General features: G+C 69.6%; 15 protein-coding genes and 3 pseudogenes. 7 read left to right on the top strand and 11 right to left on the bottom strand.

Annotation, left to right across the window (positions count from 1 at the left end; all coding sequences use genetic code 11):
- Nucleotides 1-6: 6 nt before the first annotated feature.
- From eccD to ACU6WZ_RS03025, 4 genes and pseudogenes are all read right to left on the bottom strand, one after another.
- Nucleotides 7-1,372 (bottom strand): annotated as a pseudogene (gene eccD, locus ACU6WZ_RS03040) (type VII secretion integral membrane protein EccD).
- Between the two features lie 13 nt (nucleotides 1,373-1,385).
- On the bottom strand, nucleotides 1,386-1,658 hold the full coding sequence (locus ACU6WZ_RS03035) for a hypothetical protein (RefSeq protein WP_447031576.1): 273 nt from the start codon (nucleotides 1,656-1,658) through the stop codon (nucleotides 1,386-1,388).
- A gap of 34 nt (nucleotides 1,659-1,692) precedes the next feature.
- Nucleotides 1,693-2,568: an immunity 49 family protein gene (locus ACU6WZ_RS03030; protein ID WP_447031575.1), complete on the bottom strand. Its 876-nt coding sequence runs from the start codon at nucleotides 2,566-2,568 to the stop codon at nucleotides 1,693-1,695.
- An 11-nt stretch (nucleotides 2,569-2,579) separates the two neighbouring features.
- Nucleotides 2,580-4,895, bottom strand: coding sequence for a hypothetical protein (locus tag ACU6WZ_RS03025; protein WP_447031574.1), 2,316 nt, complete (start codon nucleotides 4,893-4,895; stop codon nucleotides 2,580-2,582).
- Between the two features lie 77 nt (nucleotides 4,896-4,972).
- Between ACU6WZ_RS03025 and ACU6WZ_RS03020 the strand changes: the two genes are divergently transcribed.
- Nucleotides 4,973-6,189, top strand: a protein-coding gene (locus tag ACU6WZ_RS03020) for an IS3 family transposase (RefSeq protein WP_447031573.1) whose coding sequence is annotated in 2 segments (ribosomal slippage) — nucleotides 4,973-5,225 and nucleotides 5,225-6,189 — 1,218 coding nt in all. Because the reading frame shifts where the segments join, the coding sequence is not laid out codon by codon here.
- A gap of 32 nt (nucleotides 6,190-6,221) precedes the next feature.
- On the opposite strand, the pseudogene ACU6WZ_RS03015 reads toward ACU6WZ_RS03020, so the two are convergent.
- Together ACU6WZ_RS03015 and ACU6WZ_RS03010 are read right to left on the bottom strand one after the other, a co-directional pair.
- Nucleotides 6,222-6,426, bottom strand: a pseudogene (locus tag ACU6WZ_RS03015) (membrane dipeptidase); the annotation flags it as partial.
- Between the two features lie 54 nt (nucleotides 6,427-6,480).
- Complete coding sequence (locus ACU6WZ_RS03010; RefSeq protein WP_447031572.1) at nucleotides 6,481-6,870, bottom strand: VOC family protein; 390 nt, start codon at nucleotides 6,868-6,870, stop codon at nucleotides 6,481-6,483.
- A gap of 75 nt (nucleotides 6,871-6,945) precedes the next feature.
- On the opposite strand from ACU6WZ_RS03010, the gene ACU6WZ_RS03005 reads away from it, so the two are divergent.
- Nucleotides 6,946-7,593, top strand: coding sequence for a nucleoside/nucleotide kinase family protein (locus ACU6WZ_RS03005; protein WP_447031570.1), 648 nt, complete (start codon nucleotides 6,946-6,948; stop codon nucleotides 7,591-7,593).
- 32 nt (nucleotides 7,594-7,625) lie between these two features.
- Here the strand turns inward: ACU6WZ_RS03005 and treZ are convergent, their stop codons facing one another.
- Nucleotides 7,626-9,380 carry a malto-oligosyltrehalose trehalohydrolase gene (gene treZ, locus ACU6WZ_RS03000; RefSeq protein WP_447031569.1) on the bottom strand — a complete coding sequence of 585 codons (1,755 nt, stop codon included), beginning with the start codon at nucleotides 9,378-9,380 and terminating at the stop codon, nucleotides 7,626-7,628.
- Nucleotides 9,381-9,491: 111 nt separating this feature from the next.
- Nucleotides 9,492-9,719, bottom strand: a pseudogene (locus ACU6WZ_RS02995) (GNAT family N-acetyltransferase); the annotation flags it as partial.
- A gap of 89 nt (nucleotides 9,720-9,808) precedes the next feature.
- Between ACU6WZ_RS02995 and ACU6WZ_RS02990 the strand changes: the two are divergent.
- On the top strand, nucleotides 9,809-10,357 hold the full coding sequence (locus tag ACU6WZ_RS02990) for an FHA domain-containing protein (RefSeq protein ID WP_447031568.1): 549 nt from the start codon (nucleotides 9,809-9,811) through the stop codon (nucleotides 10,355-10,357).
- A 14-nt stretch (nucleotides 10,358-10,371) separates the two neighbouring features.
- On the opposite strand, the gene treY is transcribed toward ACU6WZ_RS02990, so the two are convergent.
- Both treY and glgX read right to left on the bottom strand, forming a co-directional pair.
- A complete protein-coding gene (gene treY / locus ACU6WZ_RS02985) occupies nucleotides 10,372-12,765 on the bottom strand; it encodes a malto-oligosyltrehalose synthase (RefSeq protein WP_447031567.1) in 2,394 nt (797 codons plus the stop codon).
- A 333-nt stretch (nucleotides 12,766-13,098) separates the two neighbouring features.
- Nucleotides 13,099-15,216 carry a glycogen debranching protein GlgX gene (gene glgX, locus ACU6WZ_RS02980; RefSeq protein WP_447031566.1) on the bottom strand — a complete coding sequence of 706 codons (2,118 nt, stop codon included), beginning with the start codon at nucleotides 15,214-15,216 and terminating at the stop codon, nucleotides 13,099-13,101.
- Between the two features lie 199 nt (nucleotides 15,217-15,415).
- Here glgX and ACU6WZ_RS02975 point away from each other — a divergent pair, with 199 nt between their 5' ends.
- The 4 genes from ACU6WZ_RS02975 (at nucleotide 15,416) to ACU6WZ_RS02960 (ending at nucleotide 19,813) form a co-directional block, all read left to right on the top strand.
- Nucleotides 15,416-16,267: a Tat pathway signal sequence domain protein gene (locus ACU6WZ_RS02975; RefSeq protein ID WP_447031565.1), complete on the top strand. Its 852-nt coding sequence runs from the start codon at nucleotides 15,416-15,418 to the stop codon at nucleotides 16,265-16,267.
- 63 nt (nucleotides 16,268-16,330) lie between these two features.
- On the top strand, nucleotides 16,331-17,656 hold the full coding sequence (locus ACU6WZ_RS02970) for a copper amine oxidase (protein ID WP_447031564.1): 1,326 nt from the start codon (nucleotides 16,331-16,333) through the stop codon (nucleotides 17,654-17,656).
- A 108-nt stretch (nucleotides 17,657-17,764) separates the two neighbouring features.
- Nucleotides 17,765-19,000 carry a DUF5919 domain-containing protein gene (locus ACU6WZ_RS02965; protein ID WP_447031563.1) on the top strand — a complete coding sequence of 412 codons (1,236 nt, stop codon included), beginning with the start codon at nucleotides 17,765-17,767 and terminating at the stop codon, nucleotides 18,998-19,000.
- 90 nt (nucleotides 19,001-19,090) lie between these two features.
- Nucleotides 19,091-19,813, top strand: a complete 723-nt coding sequence (locus tag ACU6WZ_RS02960) for a 3'-5' exonuclease (protein WP_447031562.1) — start codon at nucleotides 19,091-19,093, stop codon at nucleotides 19,811-19,813.
- A 5-nt stretch (nucleotides 19,814-19,818) separates the two neighbouring features.
- Here ACU6WZ_RS02960 and ACU6WZ_RS02955 read toward each other — a convergent pair whose 3' ends face one another.
- Entirely contained in the window at nucleotides 19,819-20,673 is an 855-nt protein-coding gene (locus ACU6WZ_RS02955) for a phosphotransferase enzyme family protein (RefSeq protein WP_447031561.1), read from the bottom strand.
- Nucleotides 20,674-20,935 lie beyond the last annotated feature (262 nt).

Raw genomic sequence — 20,935 nt, 5'->3', positions numbered from 1 at the left:
CGACCCCTACTTGAAGGTACCGAGCAGACGCCCGTACACACCGAATACGCCGAGCACCAACGGGAACAGGGCGATCACTGCGGCCGACTCCACCGCATCGCCGAACCGCCGGAGCCGTACCCGGACATGCTCGGCCGGCTTAACCGACAGCACGGCAAGCGGAACCACGGCGAGCACTACAAGGAGGACCAAGGGGCCAGCCGTGCCGGAACGCTCCAGCCAGACCCAGGCGAGGCGCGCCGTAACCGCCGCCGCGGCTGCCAGCAGGGCCACCACCTCGGCGATCAGCGGGAACGCCCGCGCCCGCAGGGCCAGTCCGACGGCGACGACCACGGCGAGCGTAACGGTCCACACCGTCGGCGCCCGCAGCTCCAGAACTCCCGCCGCAGCCGCAGAGACCGCCATGACGAGCGAGGCGAGCGCCAGCCCACGATGGGTGGCCGACAGCGCGGCCGACACCTCGTACCGGCTCACTGACGCCCCGCCCGAGCGGCGGTCGTCGAGCCCGGACAGCCCCGAAGATATGAGCGCCAGCCGGGGCAGCAACCCGAGCACCACCACCGACACGACCGCCAGCAGCGCACCCGTACGCGCCTGCCCCACCGCTGTCCCGGCGCCCGACTGCAGGGCGACCGCGACCTCCCAACAGACCGTGGCCCCGGCCACGGCCCCGGCACCGACCAACCCGCCCCGCCCCAGCGGTGACACCCAACCGAAGAGCAGCAGCGATACGGTCAGGACAGCCGCCACCCCGGCCAGACGCATGCCGCCGGACCAGTCGTGCGCATCGGCAAGAGTCCAGGCCCCCAGCACGCCGAGCGCACAGCCCATGGCGATGAGCGTGGTGGCCAGGCCGCGTCGGCCGGACCTGCCGAGCAGGACGCCCACGAGCGCCGCCACCGCGGCGACGACCGGCAGCACACCGCCCACCGCCGACAGTGCGAACTCGGCCCGGGCCAGTGCCCCGGCCACCAGCGCCCAGCCGACGGCCGCGAGCCCCGCCACCTTCCGCCGGGCCGAGGGCCGCCACCGCCACGCCCGTACATCCAGATCGTCGGATGCCTCGTCGGTGACGTCATGCACCACCGGCGCCGACGGAGCATCCTCCACCCGCACCAGCCGCAGCAACGGCACCATCCGGCACACCCGCCGACTCCAGCGTGCTGTCCTGCGCCAGCACCGAACCGTCGGCCGTGACGAGATGCCGCAGCATCGGCCGCACCGACACCTGGTCGTCCAGCAACCGCATCACTTCGGGCAGCAGCAATCCGACCGGCTCCTGCGAGGGCAGTACGAGATCAACACGCCGCCGCTCGCCAACCAGAGTGACCCGGCTCAACGCTCTACTGCTCAAAGGCCCCGCAGATATCACGCGTTCGAACCTATCATCGAGAAGAAGGCGCCACGGAGGGCGGAGAAGTCTGCTGCACCGAGGGCCCGTACGGGCCCTTTCCGATGAGCCTGTGCGAAACGAACGACCAGCCGACACAGCCCGCACACAACACGGCCGCGATCACAAGGCCGGCCAACACCTTCCCCAGTCGCTCATCCACAGACCGCCGCTGCCGCTGAGCACCGAACAACAAGGCATCCCGCAGCCGCCGACGCCGTACCGACACCGACTCCAGCAGTTGACTGTCGTAATCCTGCGCTGCCACGGCTAGCAACCGTCCGTTCTGCGTTGTCCGTCCGTCACGTCGGGAACTCGCCCAGCCAGCCGCGCTCGAGAAGTTGCTTGGGCAGGTAGTCGGACTCGACTTCGATGGGGAAACCCGCGTCATAGGCGAGGCAGGCGATGGCGAGGGGGCCTAGGGCCAGATAGCCCGCGATGCGTCCGTCCCGGTCCTCGTCCGCGGTCCAGTACGCCTTATGTGCCTCCACGGCTTCGACCAGGGCCTGATTGAAGGCGTCGTGGTCCTTGAGCAGGAAGCGGTAGAAGAGGTTGATCGGCTGGTAAAGGACGTTCTGGAGGAGATCGCGGGGAGCATTGGTCGCGATCTCCGGGGCGGAGGTGTTCATCGTCGTGGTCAACTTCTCGACCAGGCCCGGTGTTTCACGCCAGTACGTCTGGAGGGAGTCCACCCAGTGGTAGACGTACTCGTCTCCCTGAGCCCCGGAGGCGCGCAGCAGATCAAGGGGGATTTCGCAGAGCTGCGTCATTCGTGCCTGGTCGCGGCAGACGATGGCGAACCAGAACGCGGTGAGCCAGTTACCGGCATTCGCGTAGACCTGCGGCCCGGTGACGGGGAGGGTCCGCATGTCGTGGTCGATGCGGCACTCGACGGTTCCCTCGGTCGCGGCTGCGGAGGCGAAGAGCGCGGAGCATACCTGCATGGCTGTAACGACGGCTTCCCACGTCTCGCTGCGAGAGGCGTTCGGATCGACCGCCAGGCGCGCGTGCACATACATGAGCGCCTCGTTCATGGCGATGCCGCCGAACATGTCCGGTGACCGCTCCAGCCTCCGACCCAGTCTCTGAATCGTCTTGGCCAGGCCCGTGCCGAGCTCCTGCACTGCCGCCTCGTCGACAGTCGCCGGACTGCCGTGTCGCGTTACTTCTACAGTCACCAAGTCCTCCGTCACCCGAGATCGAATCGCCGCATGTAGTAGCCAGCGTACGTTCCTGTGTTTGTCTTCCCCTTGACCAGGATGTAGTCGACTTTGCCGTCTTCCAGGGCATCCAACAGCTCGTTGTACAACCTGGTCTCATTCCCGTTGCCGTTGAGCCCGCGCTCCCGCATTTCATTCAAGATGTCGAGAAAGTACTCCTTCGACCCCTGGCGGGCGCTAAACCCATTCGGCAAGTTGCGCTTACCGAGCTCCGTGCGGACGCTGCTCTTTGCCTCGACCACGACGTAGCCGCCGTCTTCTCGCCGCCAGAGCTGGTCGAACTGGTCATTGCCGTTCTTGGGCCCGGCGAGCGTCTCCCGTGTGGCGTTGGGGTAGTGCTCGGGAACCACATGGCGTTCGGCAACGGCCTCACCGTATGCCTCAGTGTCTTTCGTCATGCGTTCGTGCAGCGGCTTGTGCTCGGTTTCCGCCGCTTTCAGGGCGTCGATGTTTGCCTGAGACTTATCCGCCTTTAGTGCGTCCGCGGCATCACCAATTGTGTTGTGGGACAGATTATCCGCAGTGACAGAGTTGTGTCGAGTCTGAGCCGCATCGTTGAGCACCGTGAGGGCATCAGGGCTCAACACCGTCTTCGGGGTACGTGTCACATCACCCCCGTCGATGTACTTCTCCGGGATGGGCGGCGGGGCGTCATCCTTGGATATTTTACTGCCTGGGTAGTGCGGGTCCGGGATCAGCTGAGGCGGCACGAGACCACTCTCATCCGGGCTGTCATTGAACTTCCGGTAGCCGTTGGACCTGTAGTACTTCTCGAAGTACCCGGCCTCATTGTTCGCCCGGAAGACCTGGTGCCGCATGATGTCCTGTGGGCTGGCACCGTTCCACCTGCTTGGGCCGTTGTAGTCGCCGTAAGCTCCAGTGCTGCCGCTGCCGCCGTCCGCATGCTGGCCGGGCACATCCTCCCCGTCCCTGGCCGCGTCACCGAGCCTGTCACTGTGTGCGTCGTGGCCCTGTCGGCCCAGGCTGTCCAGATCTGCGGTGCTGGGCGAAATGTCGGCCCGGCCGGGTAGTGCGCCGGTGCCAGATCGACTATTACCGTCCCGGCCCGAGGGTTCGTGGTTGGCCCGCGGCGGTACATTCTCGCCTGCATGTGCGCTGGCTTCAGGTGCGTGAGGATGAGCGCTGACCGGGGCAAGCTCCCGCTGTTCAGGGACTTTCTCCGGTGTGGCGTGCGCACCAGCAGGCGTCTCTTGGTGCGGACTGGTGGTGTTGATCTTCCCGTTGGCGTCGATGGGGATGAACTCGCCGTCTCTGATGACGACTTTGGAGCCGTCCTCGAGTTCGATGACGCTGTGCAGGCGCTGTGAGGTCGAGGTGGTGTCGAAGGCGCTGCGGATACCCGCCGTTACGTCGGACAGCCTGGGTATCGAACCGACCGCCTTCCCCGTGACCTTGAGGCCGGCGGAGAGTGGGTCGATCCAGGTGCCGACCTTGGCCGCGGTGCCGGCGGTCTTGGCGAGTGCGCCGCCACTGCCCGCCTTCGCGCCGGCGGCGAGGGCACCGCTGCCGAGAGTCAGGACGGTGAAGGTGACGGTCGCGGCGGCGCGTGCGGGGTTCTCGTCCCACATGTCCCAGCCGACCAGGGCCTTGCCGAAGTCCCGGGTGGCCTGCTTCTGCCGTTCTACCGCTGGGTCCTTCGGTTCCTCGCCGAGCGCCTGGTCCATGAGCCAGTTGTACGGCGTGGCGGTGTACTGGCCGATGCCGCCGACGACGTCCCCGAGATGGCTCCAGGCGTCGCTGGTGTCCTCGTCGCCGATACCGACCAGGGTCCCCAGGCCCTTGAGGCCCCCCCATATGTTGTCGACGATGAGCCCGTCCCACACATAGCTCTTGGCCCAGTAGCCGATCTCCCACCCGGAGTGGGTCTCGGAGACGGGGGTGCCCCAGGGCACTTCCTCGGCCTGCTTGAGGGTGTCGAGGTCGTTGCCGTACATCACCGTCTTGTCGTTGACGGTATGGCTGCCGTCGTCGAAGACGAACTTCGGGCCGCCGACGATCGCCGAGATCTTGCTGGCGGCTCTGTTCTCGGCTTCCTGGAAGGCCGCCCGCGCGGCGCTCACGCCGTCAAGGAGCTGCTGGTGCCGGTTGATCTTTTCTTCGTCCTCCGTCCACTCGTCGTCACCCTTGACGCTGTCGACGAAGGCGAAGGCATCGGCCTTGAGCTGGGCCAGTTTCTTGGCGAGCGGGCGGGCCTCGATGGAGAACGTGTCCAGCGCGTCGGCCACCGTCTCCAGGTTCGTGGCGAAGGTCTCGGCCTTGTCCATCACCGGGCGCGTGAGGCGACCCCGGCGGTGTGGACACTCTGACAATGGATCTTGCAGATTCAAGGAAGGGTGTCCTGGTGGGACGGAAGTCTCCGTATCCGGCGGAGTTCAGGAACGATGCCGTCGCGCTGTACCGCGCGGCGGGTGGGAAGCGCGCGTATGCGGCGGTGGCGGCGGATGTTGGGGTGACCGGCGAGACGCTGCGCAGTTGGGTGCGCCAGGCCGATGAGCAGGCGGGCCGCGGCAACCGTGACGAGCCGGTCGCCGAGGGCAGGGATGAGGAACTGGCCCGGCTGCGGGCGGAGAACGGCCGGCTGCGCAGGGCGGAGAAGGAATGGGAACTCGAGCGGGAGCTCCTGCGCCGGGCGGCCCAGTATTTCGCGATGGAGATGAGGGCATGACCCTCCGCTGGGGCTTCATCTCCGACAACCGGGCCGACTTCGGCGTGCAGCGGATATGCCGGGTGCTTCAGGTCTCGCGCTCGGGCTTCTACCGGTGGATCGCCGACGCGAAGGCCCGCGAGGTGCGGCAGGCCGCCGACGATGCCCTGGCCGCGGAAATCCGCGAGATCCACACCGACCACAAGGGAACTTACGGAGTGCGGCGTGTCCATGCTGAGCTGCGGGGCTTCGGACACACGGTGAACCGCAAGCGCGTCGAGCGGCTCATGCGCAAGCACGGCCTGGAGGGCCTCCATCTGCGGCGCCGTAAACGCACCACGGTCCCGGACCGCCTCGCACCGCCTGCCGCGGACCTCGTCCAACGTGACTTCTCCGCCGGGCAGCTGGACGAGAAGTGGTGCGGTGACATCACATATGTGCAGGTCGGCGGGTCGTGGCTGTATCTCGCCTGCGTCCTGGACATCTGCTCACGCCGGGTGCTCGGCTACTCGATGGCCACCCATATGCGGGCCGAGCTGGTCATCGACGCCCTCAAGATGGCGGTGGCGGCCCGCGGCGGTCACGTGGACGGCGTGATCTTTCATGCGGACAGGGGCTCGCAGTACACCGCTGCCGCGTTCGCGCAGGTCTGCGACGGTTTCGGGATCCGCAGGAGCATGGGCCGGGTCGGCTCGAGTTACGACAACGCCCTCGCCGAGTCGTTCTGGCAGGGCCTCAAGAGGGAGACGATGCACCAGAGGCTGTTCTCGACGATGCGTCAGGCGAGGCTGGAGATCTTCCAGTGGCTGACCTACTACAACGCCCGCAGACGTCACAGTGCCCTCAACTACCTCTCACCGGTGGAGTTCGAACAGCAGCATCTGCGAGCAGCTAAACTCTCAATCGCGGCATGAGCCCCTGTGTCCACACTCCGGGGGACGCCTCACTCGCGCAGCGCACCCTCCGGGCGGAACTGGACCTCGATGAAGACCGGCAGCACCTGAAGGTCCACCCCGCCCTCACGGAGCTGCGGAAGCCACCGCTCGCGGAAGAAGGACGCCCAGCGGCGCGGCGGCCGGGCGGTGACGGCCATGAGCAGGTCGTTGTGTGTCGGCTACCACGGCGCCGCGGTGGAGCAGTTCGAAGGACATGTGGGCGCATGGTAGAGGGCCTGGGGGTTGCGCTGCCCAGTGGGTGTGGCGGGGTCACGCGGGCTGCAGCAGGTCCCAGCGGTTGCCGTACAGGTCCGCGAAGACCGCTACTGTTCCGTACGGCTCGTGGCGCGGCTCTTCCAGGAAGCGGACGCCTGCCGCGGTCATCCTGGCGTGGTCGCGTGCGAAGTCCTCGGTGTGCAGGAAGAAACCGACCCGATCGCCGGTCTGGCCGCCCACGCGGGCGAGTTGTGCTTCCCCACTTCCACGCGCCAGCAGCAGGCCCGTACCGTCCGCCGACCCGGGCGGGCACACCACCACCCAGCGCGAGCCGTCGCCCCGGTCGGTGTCCTCGGCCAGCTCGAAGCCGAGTGCGCCGGTGAAGAACGCGAGGGCCTCGTCATAGTCGCGGACGACGAGGGTGACCAGGGCGATGCGGGGCACGGGCGTTTCCCTTCATGAGAGCGAGCTTGGTGCGTCATACGTATCACCTGGACCCGGCCCGGCAACAATGCGTGCATGGAACCGCACCGGCTCGGCGAACGCGCCCGCCGTCTCGTCGTCCCCGGCCGCCGGCGCATCCTCGGCATCGCGGGCGCGCCCGGATCCGGCAAGTCCACCCTCGCCGCGCAGCTCGTCGACGGTCTCGGCGGACTGGCCGTGCTCGTCCCCCTGGACGGGTTTCACCTTGCGGGGGCGGAGCTGGACCGGCTGGGGCGTACGGACAGGAAGGGCGCCCCCGACACCTTCGACGCCGCCGGGTACGTCGCCCTGCTGGCGAGGCTGCGGGCGCCGGGAGGAGCGGGCACTCTCGTGTACGCACCCGCCTTCGACCGGACCCTCGAAGAACCCGCGGCCGGCAGCATCGCGGTGCCGGGGCCGACGGACGTACCTCTCGTCGTCACCGAGGGCAACTACCTGCTGTTGGCGGACGGTGTCTGGGCCGGGGTGCGCGATCTGCTCGACGAGGTCTGGTTCCTGGAGCTCGACTCCGGTGAGCGCGTACGCCGTCTCGTCGAGCGGCACGTACGCTTCGGCAGGTCGCGCGCGGATGCCGAGCGCTTCGTGCGGGCATCGGACGAGGCCAACGCCCGGCTGGTCGCGCCGGGGCGGGCGCATGCCGACCTCGTCGTCACCCTCGACGCGGCGGAGGCCCCGCCGGCCTGAACGACGGCGGGCGGGGCGGCAGGGTCGGGCGGTCAGGTGCCTGCGGGGCCCAGTACGACGCAGGATTCGGGCGGCAGGACCAGCAGGCCGTCGCTGCCCGGTGCCTGCACCGGCTCCCAGGCCGCGAGGACGCGGCTGCGGCCGTTGCGGCCGAGGCCGATGGTCGCGGGCTCCTTCGACAGGTTCACCGCCACCCGGATGTCACCGCGCCGGTACGCCAGCCAGCGCGCGCCCTCGTCGTACGCCACCTTGACCGCCGCCAGGTCGGGGTCGCCGAGGTCGGGGCGGGCGCGGCGTAACGCGATCAGCTCGCGGTACCAGGCCAGCATGCGCGCATGGGGTTCGTGCTCCGGCTCGGACCAGTCCAGACAGGAGCGTTCCCGGGTACGCGGATCCTGCGGGTCGGGGATGTCCTCCGCCGCCCACCCATGCGTCGCGAATTCCCGCCTCCTGCCGTCCCGCACCGCCTGCGCGAGCTCCGGGTCGGTGTGGTCGGTGAAGAACTGCCAGGGGGTGCGGGCCGCCCACTCCTCACCCATGAACAGCATCGGAACGTACGGCCCGGTGAGCACGAGCGCCGCGGCGCAGGCGAGCAGCCCCGGGGAGAGGGTGGCGGAGAGCCGGTCGCCCTGTGCCCTGTTTCCCACTTGGTCGTGGGTCTGGGCGTAGCCGAGGAAACGGTGTGCGGAGGTTTTCGTGCGGTCCACGGCACGTCCGTGTGCGCGTCCCCGGAACGTCGAGTACGTGCCGTCGTGGAAGAACACCCGGGTGAGGGTCTTGGCGAGCGCGCTCACCGGGGTACGCGCGAAGTCGCCGTAGTAGCCCTGCGATTCACCGGTGAACGCGGTGTGCAGCGCGTGGTGGAAATCGTCGTTCCACTGAGCGTGCAGACCGAGCCCCCCGGACTCGCGCGGAGCCGTCACACGCGGGTCTCCCAGATCGGACTCAGCGATCAGGAACAGTGTCCTGTCCACATCGCGGGAGAGCGCGTCGACCGCGGAGGACAACTCCTCCAGGAACGTCAGGGCCCGGGTGTCGGCGAGGGCGTGCACCGCGTCGAGCCGCAGCCCGTCGAGACGGTAGTCACGCAGCCAGCCCAGCGCACTGCCGAGCAGATACTGCCGCACCTCGTCGGACCCGGGAGCGTCGAGGTTGACGGCCGATCCCCAGGGCGTGTGGTGGGTGTCGGTGAAGTACGGGCCGAACAGGGGCAGGTAATTGCCTGAAGGGCCCAGGTGGTTGTGGACCACGTCCAGCACCACGCCCAGGCCCAGCCCGTGCGCCGTGTCGACGAAGCGCTTGAGCCCGTCGGGCCCGCCGTAGGGCTCGTGCACCGCCCACAGCGACACACCCTCGTACCCCCAGCCGTGCGTTCCCGGGAACGGGCAGACGGGCATCAGTTCGACGTGCGTGACACCGAGCTCCGCCAGGTGAGCGAGCCGCCGGGCAGCCGCGTCGAAGGTGCCCTCTGGGGTGTACGTACCCACGTGCAGCTCGTAGAGGACCGCCCCGGGCAGCGGGATGCCCGGCCAGTCGGCGTTCCACTGATGGGCGTCGTGGTCCACCACGGCACTGAGTCCGTCCGGCCCGTCCGGCTGGCGGCGCGAGCGCGGGTCGGGCAGCACGGGGCCGCCGTCCAGCGAGAAGCCGTAGCGGGTCCCCTCGTCCGCGGCGGCCTCGGCGGCCCACCAGCCGTCCCGTGCCGGGTCGGGTTCCATGGCGTGCGTCTCGCCCGCCAGCCGGAGCTCGATCCGGTCGGCCTTCGGTGCCCACACCTCGAACCGCACTGGCGGCCCCTCTCGTCGACGATGCCGCCACCATGGTGCTTCAGACGAGCCTGATCCGCCCGCGAATCGTCAGCACTGTTCAACTCCACGTCATGTTGACCGCCCGCTCAAAAGAGCCAGCGGCGGCTCGCCGCCCTTCGCCGTCCACCAGTACGCGCGGGCCAGGACCGGTCACCGCGCAGCGCCACCCACATCCACTCGGGACGCCTCCTGCCGGTGGCGAGGTCGTCGGCGAGCTCGTGGTCCAGGACGCGGGCGAGTCGGCAAGAACAGACCCAGCTCCTCGGGCCCTGCGAGCGGTCGTACGGTGAGGGGCTGCTCCTGCGGTATCGCGGTCAAGCTGTCCTTCTGGGACGTGCGGGTGCGCAGACAGTGGCAACGCCGTTTCTTCTGGACACCGGTGGCCGGACGGACCGACAATCACCCGTGTGACGTCCTCTTTCGAGTTCCACACGTATCCGGCGCGGCTCTCCGACGCCGAGCGGGACCGTGTGCTCGGGGTGCTCAGAGAAGGCGCGGCGCAGGGCAAGTTGTCGCATGACACGTTCCTGCGCCGGATGGAACTCGTCCTCGCCGCCCGACAGTCCGACGACCTCGCCGAACTGACCGCGGACCTTGAGACCGAGAGCCGGTGGTCGCGCGGTCTGTTCGGCGTGGTGGAGCGGGTGTCGGCCTTCAACGTACGGCTGCGCAGGGCGTGGCAGTCGGAGCGGCTGCCGAAGCTGCTGTTCCCCGAGCCCGGCCCGTCCCCGCTGCGCATCGGGCGCGACCCCGCGAACGGACTGCGCCTGAGCCACGACACGGTCTCGCGTGTGCACGCCGAACTGTCCGCGCAGGGCGGCATGTGGACTCTGCGCGACCTCGGCTCCACCAACGGGACCGCGGTCAACGGCCGCCGGGTCACCGGAGCCGTCCTGGTGCGGGACGGCGACCAGGTGAGCTTCGGCCGCATGACGTTCCGCCTCTCCGCCCGCTGAGCGGAACAGCCGGCTCAGGAGCCCGCCTGGGAGCCCTCCTGCCCGATCTGGGTGAGGAGTGACACCGGGCTGTCGGCGAACAGGTCGGCCAGCCTTACCGACCCCGTGAACCCGCGCGCCGGCGTCGTCAGGACGTCCCCCCAGCGGCCCTGCGGGAGCACCAGCTCCGTGTCCCGCCAGCCGCCCGCCTCCGCCAGCCGAAGCGACAGCCGGGTGACCGCCGTGACGGCCTCACCGGAGCGGCAGAACGCCACACAGTGGTCGGCCGCCGGGCCCACGACGGTGAGCGGGGTGTACGTCGCCGACTCGCCGAAGACCTCCGGGCGCCCCCGGCGCAGCCCCAGCGCGGCCACGGTGAGCGCGTACTTCTCCGCGGAGAGCCCCTCGCCCGTGGGGGGCGTGAAATCGACCGGGCGCCGGTTGTCCGGGTCCACCAGGGCGCGGAACTCCCGCTCCGTGCCCTGGTAGACATCGGGCACCCCCGGCATCGTCAGGTGCAGCAGCGCCGCCCCGAGGACATTGGCCCGTACGTGCGGGTCGAGTTCCTGGGCGAACCGGGCCACCGCTTCGAAGGCCGGTCCCGCCGGGCCCGCCGCCACGAACTCGGCCACCGCCTGCTCGTACGCCTCGTCCTGCTCGGCCCAGGTGGTGCGCAGTCCCGCCTCCCGGACGGACTTGAGCAGCGCCGCGGTCAGCCGCTCCTCGGTGGGCTCCCCGTCCGGCTTCCCGAAGCCGAAGGCCGTCTGCCACGCCGTCCACGCCAGGTGCGCATCGGGCGCGGGTACGGCGGCCAGCTTGCCCAGCAGCTCCGACCACCGCTGCGGGCACTCGGACAGCACCGCGATGCGTGCGCGCACGTCCGCGCTGCGCTTGGTGTCGTGCGTGGACAGGACCGTGCCGGTGGCCGGCCAGTCGCGTGCCAGGCGGGCGCAGAACGCGTGGAAGTCCGCGGGGCTCACCGCGGGCGCCCCCGGGTCGCCGCCCACCTCGTTCGCCGAGACGAGGGGGACGTAGCGGTAGAAGGCCGTGTCCTCCACCGACTTGGCGTGCAGCGCCGAGGCCGTCTGCGCGAAGCGTGCGCAGAACGCGGCTTGGTCGGGGCCGGGGCCCAGCCTGCCCAGCGCGAGGTCACGCACCACGTCGACGACCGCCGCTTCCTCGGGCACCGCGAAGCCGGCCTTCACCTGACGCACCGCGGCCGGCGGAACGGCGGCCTGCGCGCTCTCCGGGCAGGGCCCGCCCGCCGTCACGTACGGGCGGTACACGGGAACGCGCACCAGCAGTTCCCGTACCGCTGTGCGCAGCGCCCATGGGGCGAAGTCGCGCAGGGCGGGATCCGCGGCGCAGACGCGTTCCGCGGTACGCACCAAGAAGGCCGTCTCGGCCGCCAGCTCATGGGTGAGCACCTTGTACGCCGACCGTCGAACTGTCGCTTCCCAGGAACCGCCGCGGTCCTCCGCAGGACGCGCGAAATCCCGGTAGCGACTCGTCAGTTCCGATGCGCCGTCCGGGTCGGTGAACAGTGCGTCGATCCGGTACAGGGCGTCGTACCCCGTCGTGCCCGCGACCGGCCAGTCGGCGGGCAGCTGCTCGGGACCGGTCAGGATCTTCTCCACGACGGTCCAGCGCCCCTCGACCGCCTCCGCGAGCCGGCGCAGATAGTCCCCGGGGTCGGCGAGCCCGTCCGGGTGGTCGATGCGCAGCCCCTGCACGACCTCGTCCCGTACCAGCTCCAGGATCTTCGCGTGCGAGGCGGCGAACACGTCGGGGTCTTCGACCCGGACACCGATCAGGTCCGAGATGGTGAAGAAGCGCCGGTAGTTCAGCTCGGTGCGGGCGAGCCGCCACCAGGTGAGCCGGTACCACTGGGCGTCCAGCAGTTCCGGCAGCGGCAGCTTCTCCGTTCCCGCGCGCAGTGGGAACGCGTGGTCGTAGTAGCGCAGGGTCTCGCCGTCGACCGTAAAGGCGTCCGCGTCCAGTTCGTCACCGACCCGGTGGGCGAGCACGGGCAGCAGGACTTTCCCGCCGCCCGCCTCCCAGTCGATGTCGAACCACCGGGCGAACGGTGATCCTGGCCCCTCCCGCAGTACCTGCCACAGCGGACGGTTCAGGCTTTCGGGCGCCGGTACGGCCATGTGGTTCGGCACGATGTCCAGGATCAGCCCGAGACCGTGCGCGCGAGCGGTACCGGCCAGCGCGCGCAGCCCCTCCTCGCCACCGAGTTCGGCGCGCACCCGCGCGTGGTCGACGACGTCGTATCCGTGCGCGGAGCCGGGCACCGCTTCGAGCACGGGGGACAGATGCAGATGCGAGATCCCGAGTGCGGCCAGATGGGGGACCGCCTCCTCGGCCGCCGAGAAGGGAAAGTCGGAGCGGAGCTGGAGGCGATAGGTGGCGGTGGGAGTCATACGAACGTAAGTACCCGCATGCGAGGCATCTGTGTCATCCGCGCGGGCGTCAGTGTGAGAAGTACGTGATGGGCACGAAAAACAGTGTCACGAAAAGAATGGGGGCGGGCCGGTCGGCCCGTCCCCCGTCGCCGCGCCGGCGCCCCCCGGCGCCCCGCTAGGTCGTGTTTTAGAAGTCCCGTCTGTCTCGCGTGGTCTGGCGCGCACGGTCGCCGCGTTGCCGAAATGCCCTAGTAGCTCCGCTACGAGACCATCCCGGCGCCTTGCGATCGCACGCGCCAGACCACGCGAGACCCGCCCTCCGGGCGGACGACGCTACTTCTAAAACACTCCCTAGGCAGGCCGCTGCAGCACCACCAGACTGCGCCCGATCATGGTGATCCGATCGCCGGCCGCCACCTTCGAACCGCTCCCGGGTGGCACCCCTTCCGAACACGCCGTGTCGACCACGACCTGCCACTGCTTTCCGTGGTTCACGGGAACCGCGAAATCGAGCTCCTCCGCGCTCGCGTTGAACATGAGCAGGAACGAGTCGTCCGAGATCCGCTCGCCGCGCGGCCCCGGCTCCGAGATCGCATGGCCGTTCAGGAAGACCGTCAGCGCCTTCGCGTGCGCCGCCTGCCAGTCCCGCTGCGCCATCGTCGCGCCGTCCGGGGTGAACCACGCGATGTCCGAGAGATCGTCGTGGGTGCCCTCCACCGGCCGGCCGTGGAAGAAGCGCCGGCGCCGGAAGACCGGATGGTCCCGGCGCAGCCACACCATGGCCCGGGTGAACGCGTGGAGCGTGCCCTCCTCGTCGTCCTTTTCCGGCCAGTTGACCCACGACACTTCGTTGTCCTGGCAGTAGGCGTTGTTGTTGCCGCCCTGGGTACGGGCGAACTCGTCCCCGTGCGACAGCATCGGCACGCCCTGGGACAGCATCAGAGTCGCGACGAAGTTGCGCATCTGGCGGGCACGCAGCTCGTTGATCTCCGGATCGTCCGTCTCGCCCTCCGCCCCGCAGTTCCACGACCGGTTGTGGCTCTCGCCGTCCCGGTTGCCCTCACCGTTGGCCTCGTTGTGCTTGTCGTTGTAAGAGACCAGGTCGGCCAGCGTGAAACCGTCGTGGCAGGTGGCGAAGTTGATGGACGCCAGCGGACGGCGTCCGTCGTCCTGGTACAGGTCGGACGACCCCGTCAGCCGGCCGGCGAACTCCGCGATGGTCCGCGGCTCTCCCCGCCACATGTCGCGCACGGTGTCCCGGTACTTGCCGTTCCACTCGGTCCACAGCGGCGGGAAGTTGCCGACCTGATAACCGCCCTCCCCGACGTCCCACGGCTCGGCGATCAGCTTGACCTGACTGACCACCGGGTCCTGCTGCACCAGATCGAAGAACGACGACAGCCGGTCCACCTCGTGGAACTGCCTCGCCAGTGTCGCAGCCAGGTCGAAGCGGAAGCCGTCGACGTGCATCTCCGTCACCCAGTACCGCAGCGAATCCATGATCAGCTGGAGTACGTGCGGCGAGCGCATCAGCAGCGAGTTACCGGTGCCCGTGGTGTCCATGTAGTACTGGGGATCGTCGGCGAGGCGGTAGTACGAGGCGTTGTCCAGGCCGCGGAAGGAGAGCGTGGGGCCCAGATGGTTGCCCTCCGCGGTGTGGTTGTAGACGACGTCGAGGATGACCTCGATGCCGGCCTGGTGCAGCGCCCGCACCGCGGACTTGAACTCCAGGACCTGCTGGCCGCGGTCGCCCCAGGAGGCGTACGCGTTGTGCGGGGCGAAGAAACCGATCGTGTTGTAGCCCCAATAGTTGCTCAGGTTGGCGTCGGCCAGCCTGTGGTCGTTGACGAACTGATGCACGGGCATCAACTCAAGTGCCGTGACGCCCAGTTCGGTCAGGTGCGAGATGATCGACGGGTGCGCCAGCGCCGCGTACGTACCCCGCAGATCGTCGGGGAGGTCCGGGTGCGTCATCGTGAGGCCCTTCACATGGGCCTCGTAGAGGATCGTGCGGTGATAGTCGGTGCGCGGCGGGCGGTCGTCACCCCAGTCGAAGTACGGGTTGACGACGACCGAAGCCATCGTGTGCGGAGCCGAGTCCAGGTCGTTGCGGGAGTCCGGCTTGCCGAAGTGGTAGCCGTACACCGCCTCTCCCCAGTCGACCTTGCCGCTGATGGCCTTCGCGTACGGGTCGAGCAGCAGCTTCGCGGAGTTGCACCGGATGCCCTCCAGCGGGGCGTGCGGGCCGTGGACCCGGTAGCCGTAGCGCTGCCCCGGCATGATGCCGGGCAGGAAGGCGTGACGTACGAACGCGTCGGACTCGCGCAGTTCCACCGCCGTCTCCGAACCGTCGTCGTGCAACAGGCACAACTCGATTCGGTCAGCGGCCTCCGAATAGACAGCGAAATTCGTCCCGGCGCCGTCGTACGTGGCGCCGAGTGGGTAAGCCGCTCCCGGCCAGACCTGCATGCGATCGACTCTTCCACTTCTGATCCGGGTGCTGCGGGGCACTTGGGACAAGATCTTCCCCGAAAGTGGGGCAACCTCCTAGGACTTCGGATCGTCCTACCGGGTGACCACGCATACCCGGTGGGCCAGTTGCCGAAGCGCGTGACGCGCGGGGCGAAGGGGGCCCTGGGGGGATTAGGGGGGCAATGTGCAGGGAACAGTGCGCCGTCATCTGGGAAAGATGCTGGCGGGGGCGGCCATCGCGGTGACAGGAACCGCGGTGATGATCGGCGTGACGCTGCCGGGTCCGGCCGGCGCCGACGACGCGCGGGGCGCGGGCGCCGACACCGCCGCCGGGACCGCCACGGGCGAGCCCGGCGAGGAGCGCGGCCAGGAGGCGCAGGGCGCGCGGGACGCTGCGGGCGCCGTGGGGCGCGCGCCGGAGCCCGCGGTCGTCGAGGAAGCCCCGGCCGAGGGCGAGCAGGGCATCGGCAGGGACCCGCTCACCGACAGCGAGCTGGAGCGGGTGGAGAAGCTCGCGATGAAGCCGTCGCAGTTCGCCGCCGGCCGGGACGTCGAAGGCGACCGGGGGCCGCAGCACCTCGCCACCAACCTCAGTGAGCCGCAGCCGTCCGAGGCCGACGACCCGGCGGCGCCCCGCCGCGCGGAGGTCTCTTTCTACGACTACGGCCGCGACGAACTGGTGACCAGGACCGTCAACCTCGCCACCGGCAAGGTCGAGCGCTCCAGCACCCTCAAGGGCGTCCAGCCGTCGCCGACCCGCCGGGAGAACCGTGAGGCCACCCAGCTGATCCTGGCCAGTCCCCTCGGCGACGGGCTGAAGAAGGACTACCGGGACGCCATGGGCAAGCCGCTGACCTCGGCGGACCAGCTGTGGGTCAACGGTGGGATCTACCGGGTGGACCGCGAGGAGCGGGTGCCCAGGGCGCTCGCGAAGTGCGGTGCGCACCGATGCGTCCGGGTCACGTCCAAGGTCGTGAACGGACCGTGGATCGACACCCGCGATCTCGTCGTCGACCTCAGCGCGAGGACCGTCAGCCGCATCGGCTGACCATTCGGTCCCTTGCATCTCACTAGTCCCTTCCCGCACTTCCGTACGAGGGAGTCCATCCTCATGCACGTCACCAGAGCATCGCGTGCCCGCGACCGGGCCGCGGCAACCCTCGCCGGCGCCGCGCTGGCCGCCGTACTGGCCGCCGTCGGCGGCTCTGCCGCCACTGCCGCCCCGGCCGCGCCCCCGGCCAAGGCAGCTCCGAAGGCCCCGGCCGCGCCCCCGGCCGACTGCAGCGCCGCGTACCGCATCGAGCAGACACTCGACGGCGGCACCACCTGGCGCATGTGCTGGAACTACGACAGCGACGCCGGTCTCGTCCTGGAGAAGGTCTCCTACCAGCCCAAGGGCGAGCCCAAGCCGATCCGCGTCCTGACGACCGGCAAGCTCGCGCAGATCCATGTGCCGTACGACAACGGCCAAGAGGAGTACGACGACCTCACCGGGTACGGCTTCGGCTGGGGGCTCCAGGACCTCAAGGCGAGCGAGTGCCCCGGCGGCACCATCAAGACCGTCCGGGTTCCCGACGCCGGCAACGTCAAGGGCCTGTGCACCACCACCCGCGCGCGAGGCCACGCCTACCGGCTGGCCAGCGACGAAGGGACCAAGGTCTGGCAGGCCCAGGGCAAGGACCTGCTGGTCTACACGGTCAACAAGGTGTCCTGGTACGAGTACATCACCGAGTGGCGCTTCTCCTCCGACGGCACGATATCCGCCAACGTCGGCGCCACCGGCAGCCTCTCGCCGGGCGACTACGACGCCGGCGACGGCCGCGGCTGGCCGATCGGCAAGGGCGCGCGCCACTACGCCACCAGTCACAGCCACAACGTCTTCTGGCGGCTGAACTTCGGCCTCGACAACAGCTCCAAGAACCGGGTCGAGCAGTACGACTCGAAAGTCACCCCGCCGCGCGGCAACGGCAAGCCCACCACGAAGACCACCCGTACCCCGGTCACCAAGGAACTCGCCGGCGACGCCAAGAGCATGCGGTGGTGGCGCGTGGTCAGTGCGACGGGCAAGAACAAGGACGGGCACCCGCGCTCGTACGAGATCGTGCCCGGCAGCTCCAACAAGCACCCGGGGCGCAGCTTCACCCAGCACGACGTGTACTTCACGAACTACCGCAAGTGCGAGCAGTTCGCCAGCAACAACATCCGCGACTGCGGCCCCGGCAACGCTGCGGACAGCGTCGACAAGTGGGTGAACGGCGAGACCCTGACGAACCCGATCACCTGGGTCAACATCGGGTTCCACCACATCGCCCGGGACGAGGACCAGCAGCCGATGCCCGTCCACTGGCAGGGTTTCCAGCTCGCACCTCGGGACGTAACCGCTATGAACCCGCTCACTCCGGCCGATCTTGCCGGACAGAACGGGCAATACGAATAAGGGAGTTGAGCAAGCAGCCTGCGCATCCTGCTGCACCGCCTCCCGCTCCCGGAGTACCCTTCCTTGATCGTTGAAGACGGGCTTCCAGGAGCTGAAGGCGGTGCGTGGGTGAGCTCGGGAGGGCTGGAACTGCCCCCCGGTGACGCAGGTCACGAGGGGGGCTCCGCAGACGTCCCGCCCGGGGCGGTCTCGCTTGCGCGGCCGATGGAGATCGGGGCGGAACTGGACTGGGGCGCGGAGGCCTGGAGCGAGGTCAGTACGCGAGCCCGGCGGGCCGGCCGGGCCTACATCTGGCTGAACCTCGTCGAACAGCGGCTGCGCGCGGTCGTCGCCGCCGTGCTCCGGCCCATCTACGAGCCGGTGCACGGCGAGGACGACTGGGTGGTCGCCGCGGCAGGGCCGGCGGGTCAGGAGTGGGTGCAGCGCGCGGTCGCGGTGCGCGAGGTGTCCCGCCGCAAGGGCTACTTGCTCGACCCCGCCGACGACAACGTCATCAGTTTCCTCACACTGCCCCAGCTGCGTGAGCTCATGGTCCAGCACTGGCCGTGCTTCGAGCCGTACTTCGACGACCGGCGCGACGTCGAACTGGCCCTGGACGAGCTGGAGGTCACCCGTAACGTCGTCTCCCGCAACCGGGCGCTGTCCGAGGCGGTCCTTGCCCAGGCGGAACGGGCCTCCTCGCGGCTGCTCGACATTCTGGGCGGCGGGGCGGGCGTGCCCTCGTCCGGGCGGCTGAAGGTGGACGCCGTCGAGGATCTGGTGGGGGACCGCTACGCCGATGTGGTGAGCGTGCACCCGGACCGGGTGCGGCTGCAGCGTCAGCTGCCGGCCGAGGATCTGTTCGGCGGGGCGCGGCGCCTCGACGCGATCGGCATAGGCCTGAACCTCCTCGTCCAGAACTTCTCCGGACGCCGGCTGGTGCGGCTCGCCGAATCGGGCTGCCGGGTGCGGCTGCTGTTCCTGAATCCGGCGAGCAGCGCGATCAAGCGGCGCGAGCGGGAACTCGGTCTGCGAAAGGGTGAATTGAGCCGCTCGGTGGAGATGAACATCCTGCACATGCGCCGGGTGCGCTCGAAGCTGCGCGATCCGGGGGCCTTCGAGATCCAGGTCTTCGACGAGACGCCGCGCTTCACGGCGTACCTCGTGGACGGAGACGGTCCGGACGGGCTCGCCGTCGTCCAGACGTATCTGCGCCGGGCGCGAGGCATGGAGGCGCCGGTGCTGGTGCTGCGGGGTGGCGGGCGCGGTGTGGTGCGGCACGGACAGGACAGCGAGCACGGACTTTTCGAGACATACCGTGAAGAGTTCGAAGCGGTGTGGGGGGACTCCCGGCCGGTCTCCTGAGGGGTGTTGTCAGTGGTGCGTGCGAGGGTTGTTCTCCACCGGGGGAGCATCCGGGCAAGCATCACGAAGCATCATGAAGGAGGACCCGGGATGGGATGGCACGGGGAAGCGCTGGTCGGATTCGACCTGGAGACGACGGGCACGGAGCCGCTGGAAGCGCGCATCGTCACGGCCGCGGTCGTCGTCGTGCGGGGTGGCGCCGTGGCCGCCTGCCGCGACTGGCTGGCCGACCCCGGCGTCCGGATTCCGGCGCAGGCGTCGGCGATTCACGGCATCAGCAGCGAACGGGCCGGGGCCGAGGGGCGGGCCGCGCGAGCGGTGGTCGAAGAGATCGCGGAGACACTGACGGGGTACTGGGCGCAGGGAGTGCCCGTCGTCGCGTACAACGCGTCCTTCGATCTGACCCTGCTGGCAGCGGAGTTGCACCGGCACGGGCTGCCGTCCCTGAACGAGCGGCTCGGCGACGCCGGCATCGGTCCGGTCGTCGATCCGTACACCATCGACCGCGCCGTCGACCGCTACCGCAGGGGTAAGCGGACGTTGGAAGCGGTCTGCGCGGAGTACGGCGTGGTGCTGGACGGCGCCCACGAGGCGTCGGCGGACGCGTTCGCGGCGGTCGGGGTGGCGCGGGCGATAGCCGAGCGGCACCCGTCGGTCGCGGCGCTGGCGCCCGCGGAGCTGCACGACCAGCAGATCCGGTGGTACGCCGACTGGGCCGCGAACTTCCAGGAGTTCCTCCGCAGGAAGGGCACCCCGGATGCGGTCATCGACCCGCGGTGGCCCCTGCGCGAGCTGACCGGGGTCACGGTCTGACGCTGTCAGAAGGGGTACCAGCGGACTTCCGGGTCGCCGTCACGCAGGGACGCCACCCGTCGGCGGAACTCGGTGAGCGCCGCCGGGTTGGCCGGTGCGTGCTGCGACACCCAGGCGCAGCTCGCCGTCTCGCGGGCGCCGCGCAGGACGGCGCAGCCGGACCAGTCGCGCACATCCCAGCCGTACGCCACCGTGAACGCGTCGTACGCCTCGGGCGACAGGCCGTACCGGTCGCGCGAGAGGGCCATGACCACCAGGTCGTGCTCGCGGAAGTCGTCCGCGAAGGTCTCCAGGTCGACGAGGACCGGCCCGCCGGGACCGACATGGACATTGCGGGGGAGGGCGTCACCGTGGATCGGCCCCGGCGGCAGATGCGGGGTGAGCGCGGCCGACGCCGCTGCGAAGCCGTCGCGCCGCTCGCGCAGATACGCGGCGTCTGCCGGGTCGATGGTGTCGCCCGCGAGCCGAAGCCACCGCTCGACGCCGCCGAGCAGTTCGCGCGGGGGGAGGGCGAACGAAGGGAGGGGCAGGGCGTGGACGAGGCGCAGCAGCTCCGCCAGGTCCTGGGGACCTGCCGGGCGTACGGACTCGGGCAGCCGGTGCCACAGCGTCACCGGGTGGCCGTCCACCACACGGGGCGCCGGTTCGGCGGCCCGTACGGCGGGGACGCCCGAGGAAGCCAGCCAGGCCGCGACAGCCAGTTCGCGCTCGGCCCGCGCCACCAGCTCCGCGTCCCGGCGTCCGACCTTGACGACCAGACCGCCGTCACCGAACACCGCGTTCTCGCCCAGTGCCAGCAGCTTCGCGTCGGCGCGGAGCCCGGCGGTGGCCAGAACCTCGCGTGCCCGTGTCTCGTCCATGAGGACAGATTCTCGCATCCGTGCAGGTGGGCTTGACGAACCAACGACCCGTCAGCACGATGACCAGGGCCGCGGGGCCGGCCACAGCGGCCCGGTCGGCTGCACCGGCAGCCGTCCGAAGGAGCTGAGTCTGTGACATCCGAGACCGCAAAGGCGCGGTCAGCAGGCGGGTCCGGCACGGACTCCGGCCGCGACGCGGGCCGCGGCCCAGACCGTAATTCGGGTCGCCGTCCGGGCCGCGATGCCGGCCGGAAGACCACGG

It is taken from the genome of Streptomyces hypolithicus (genome assembly GCF_052934925.1).
This window is presented reverse-complemented; position numbering and strand designations above follow the sequence as displayed.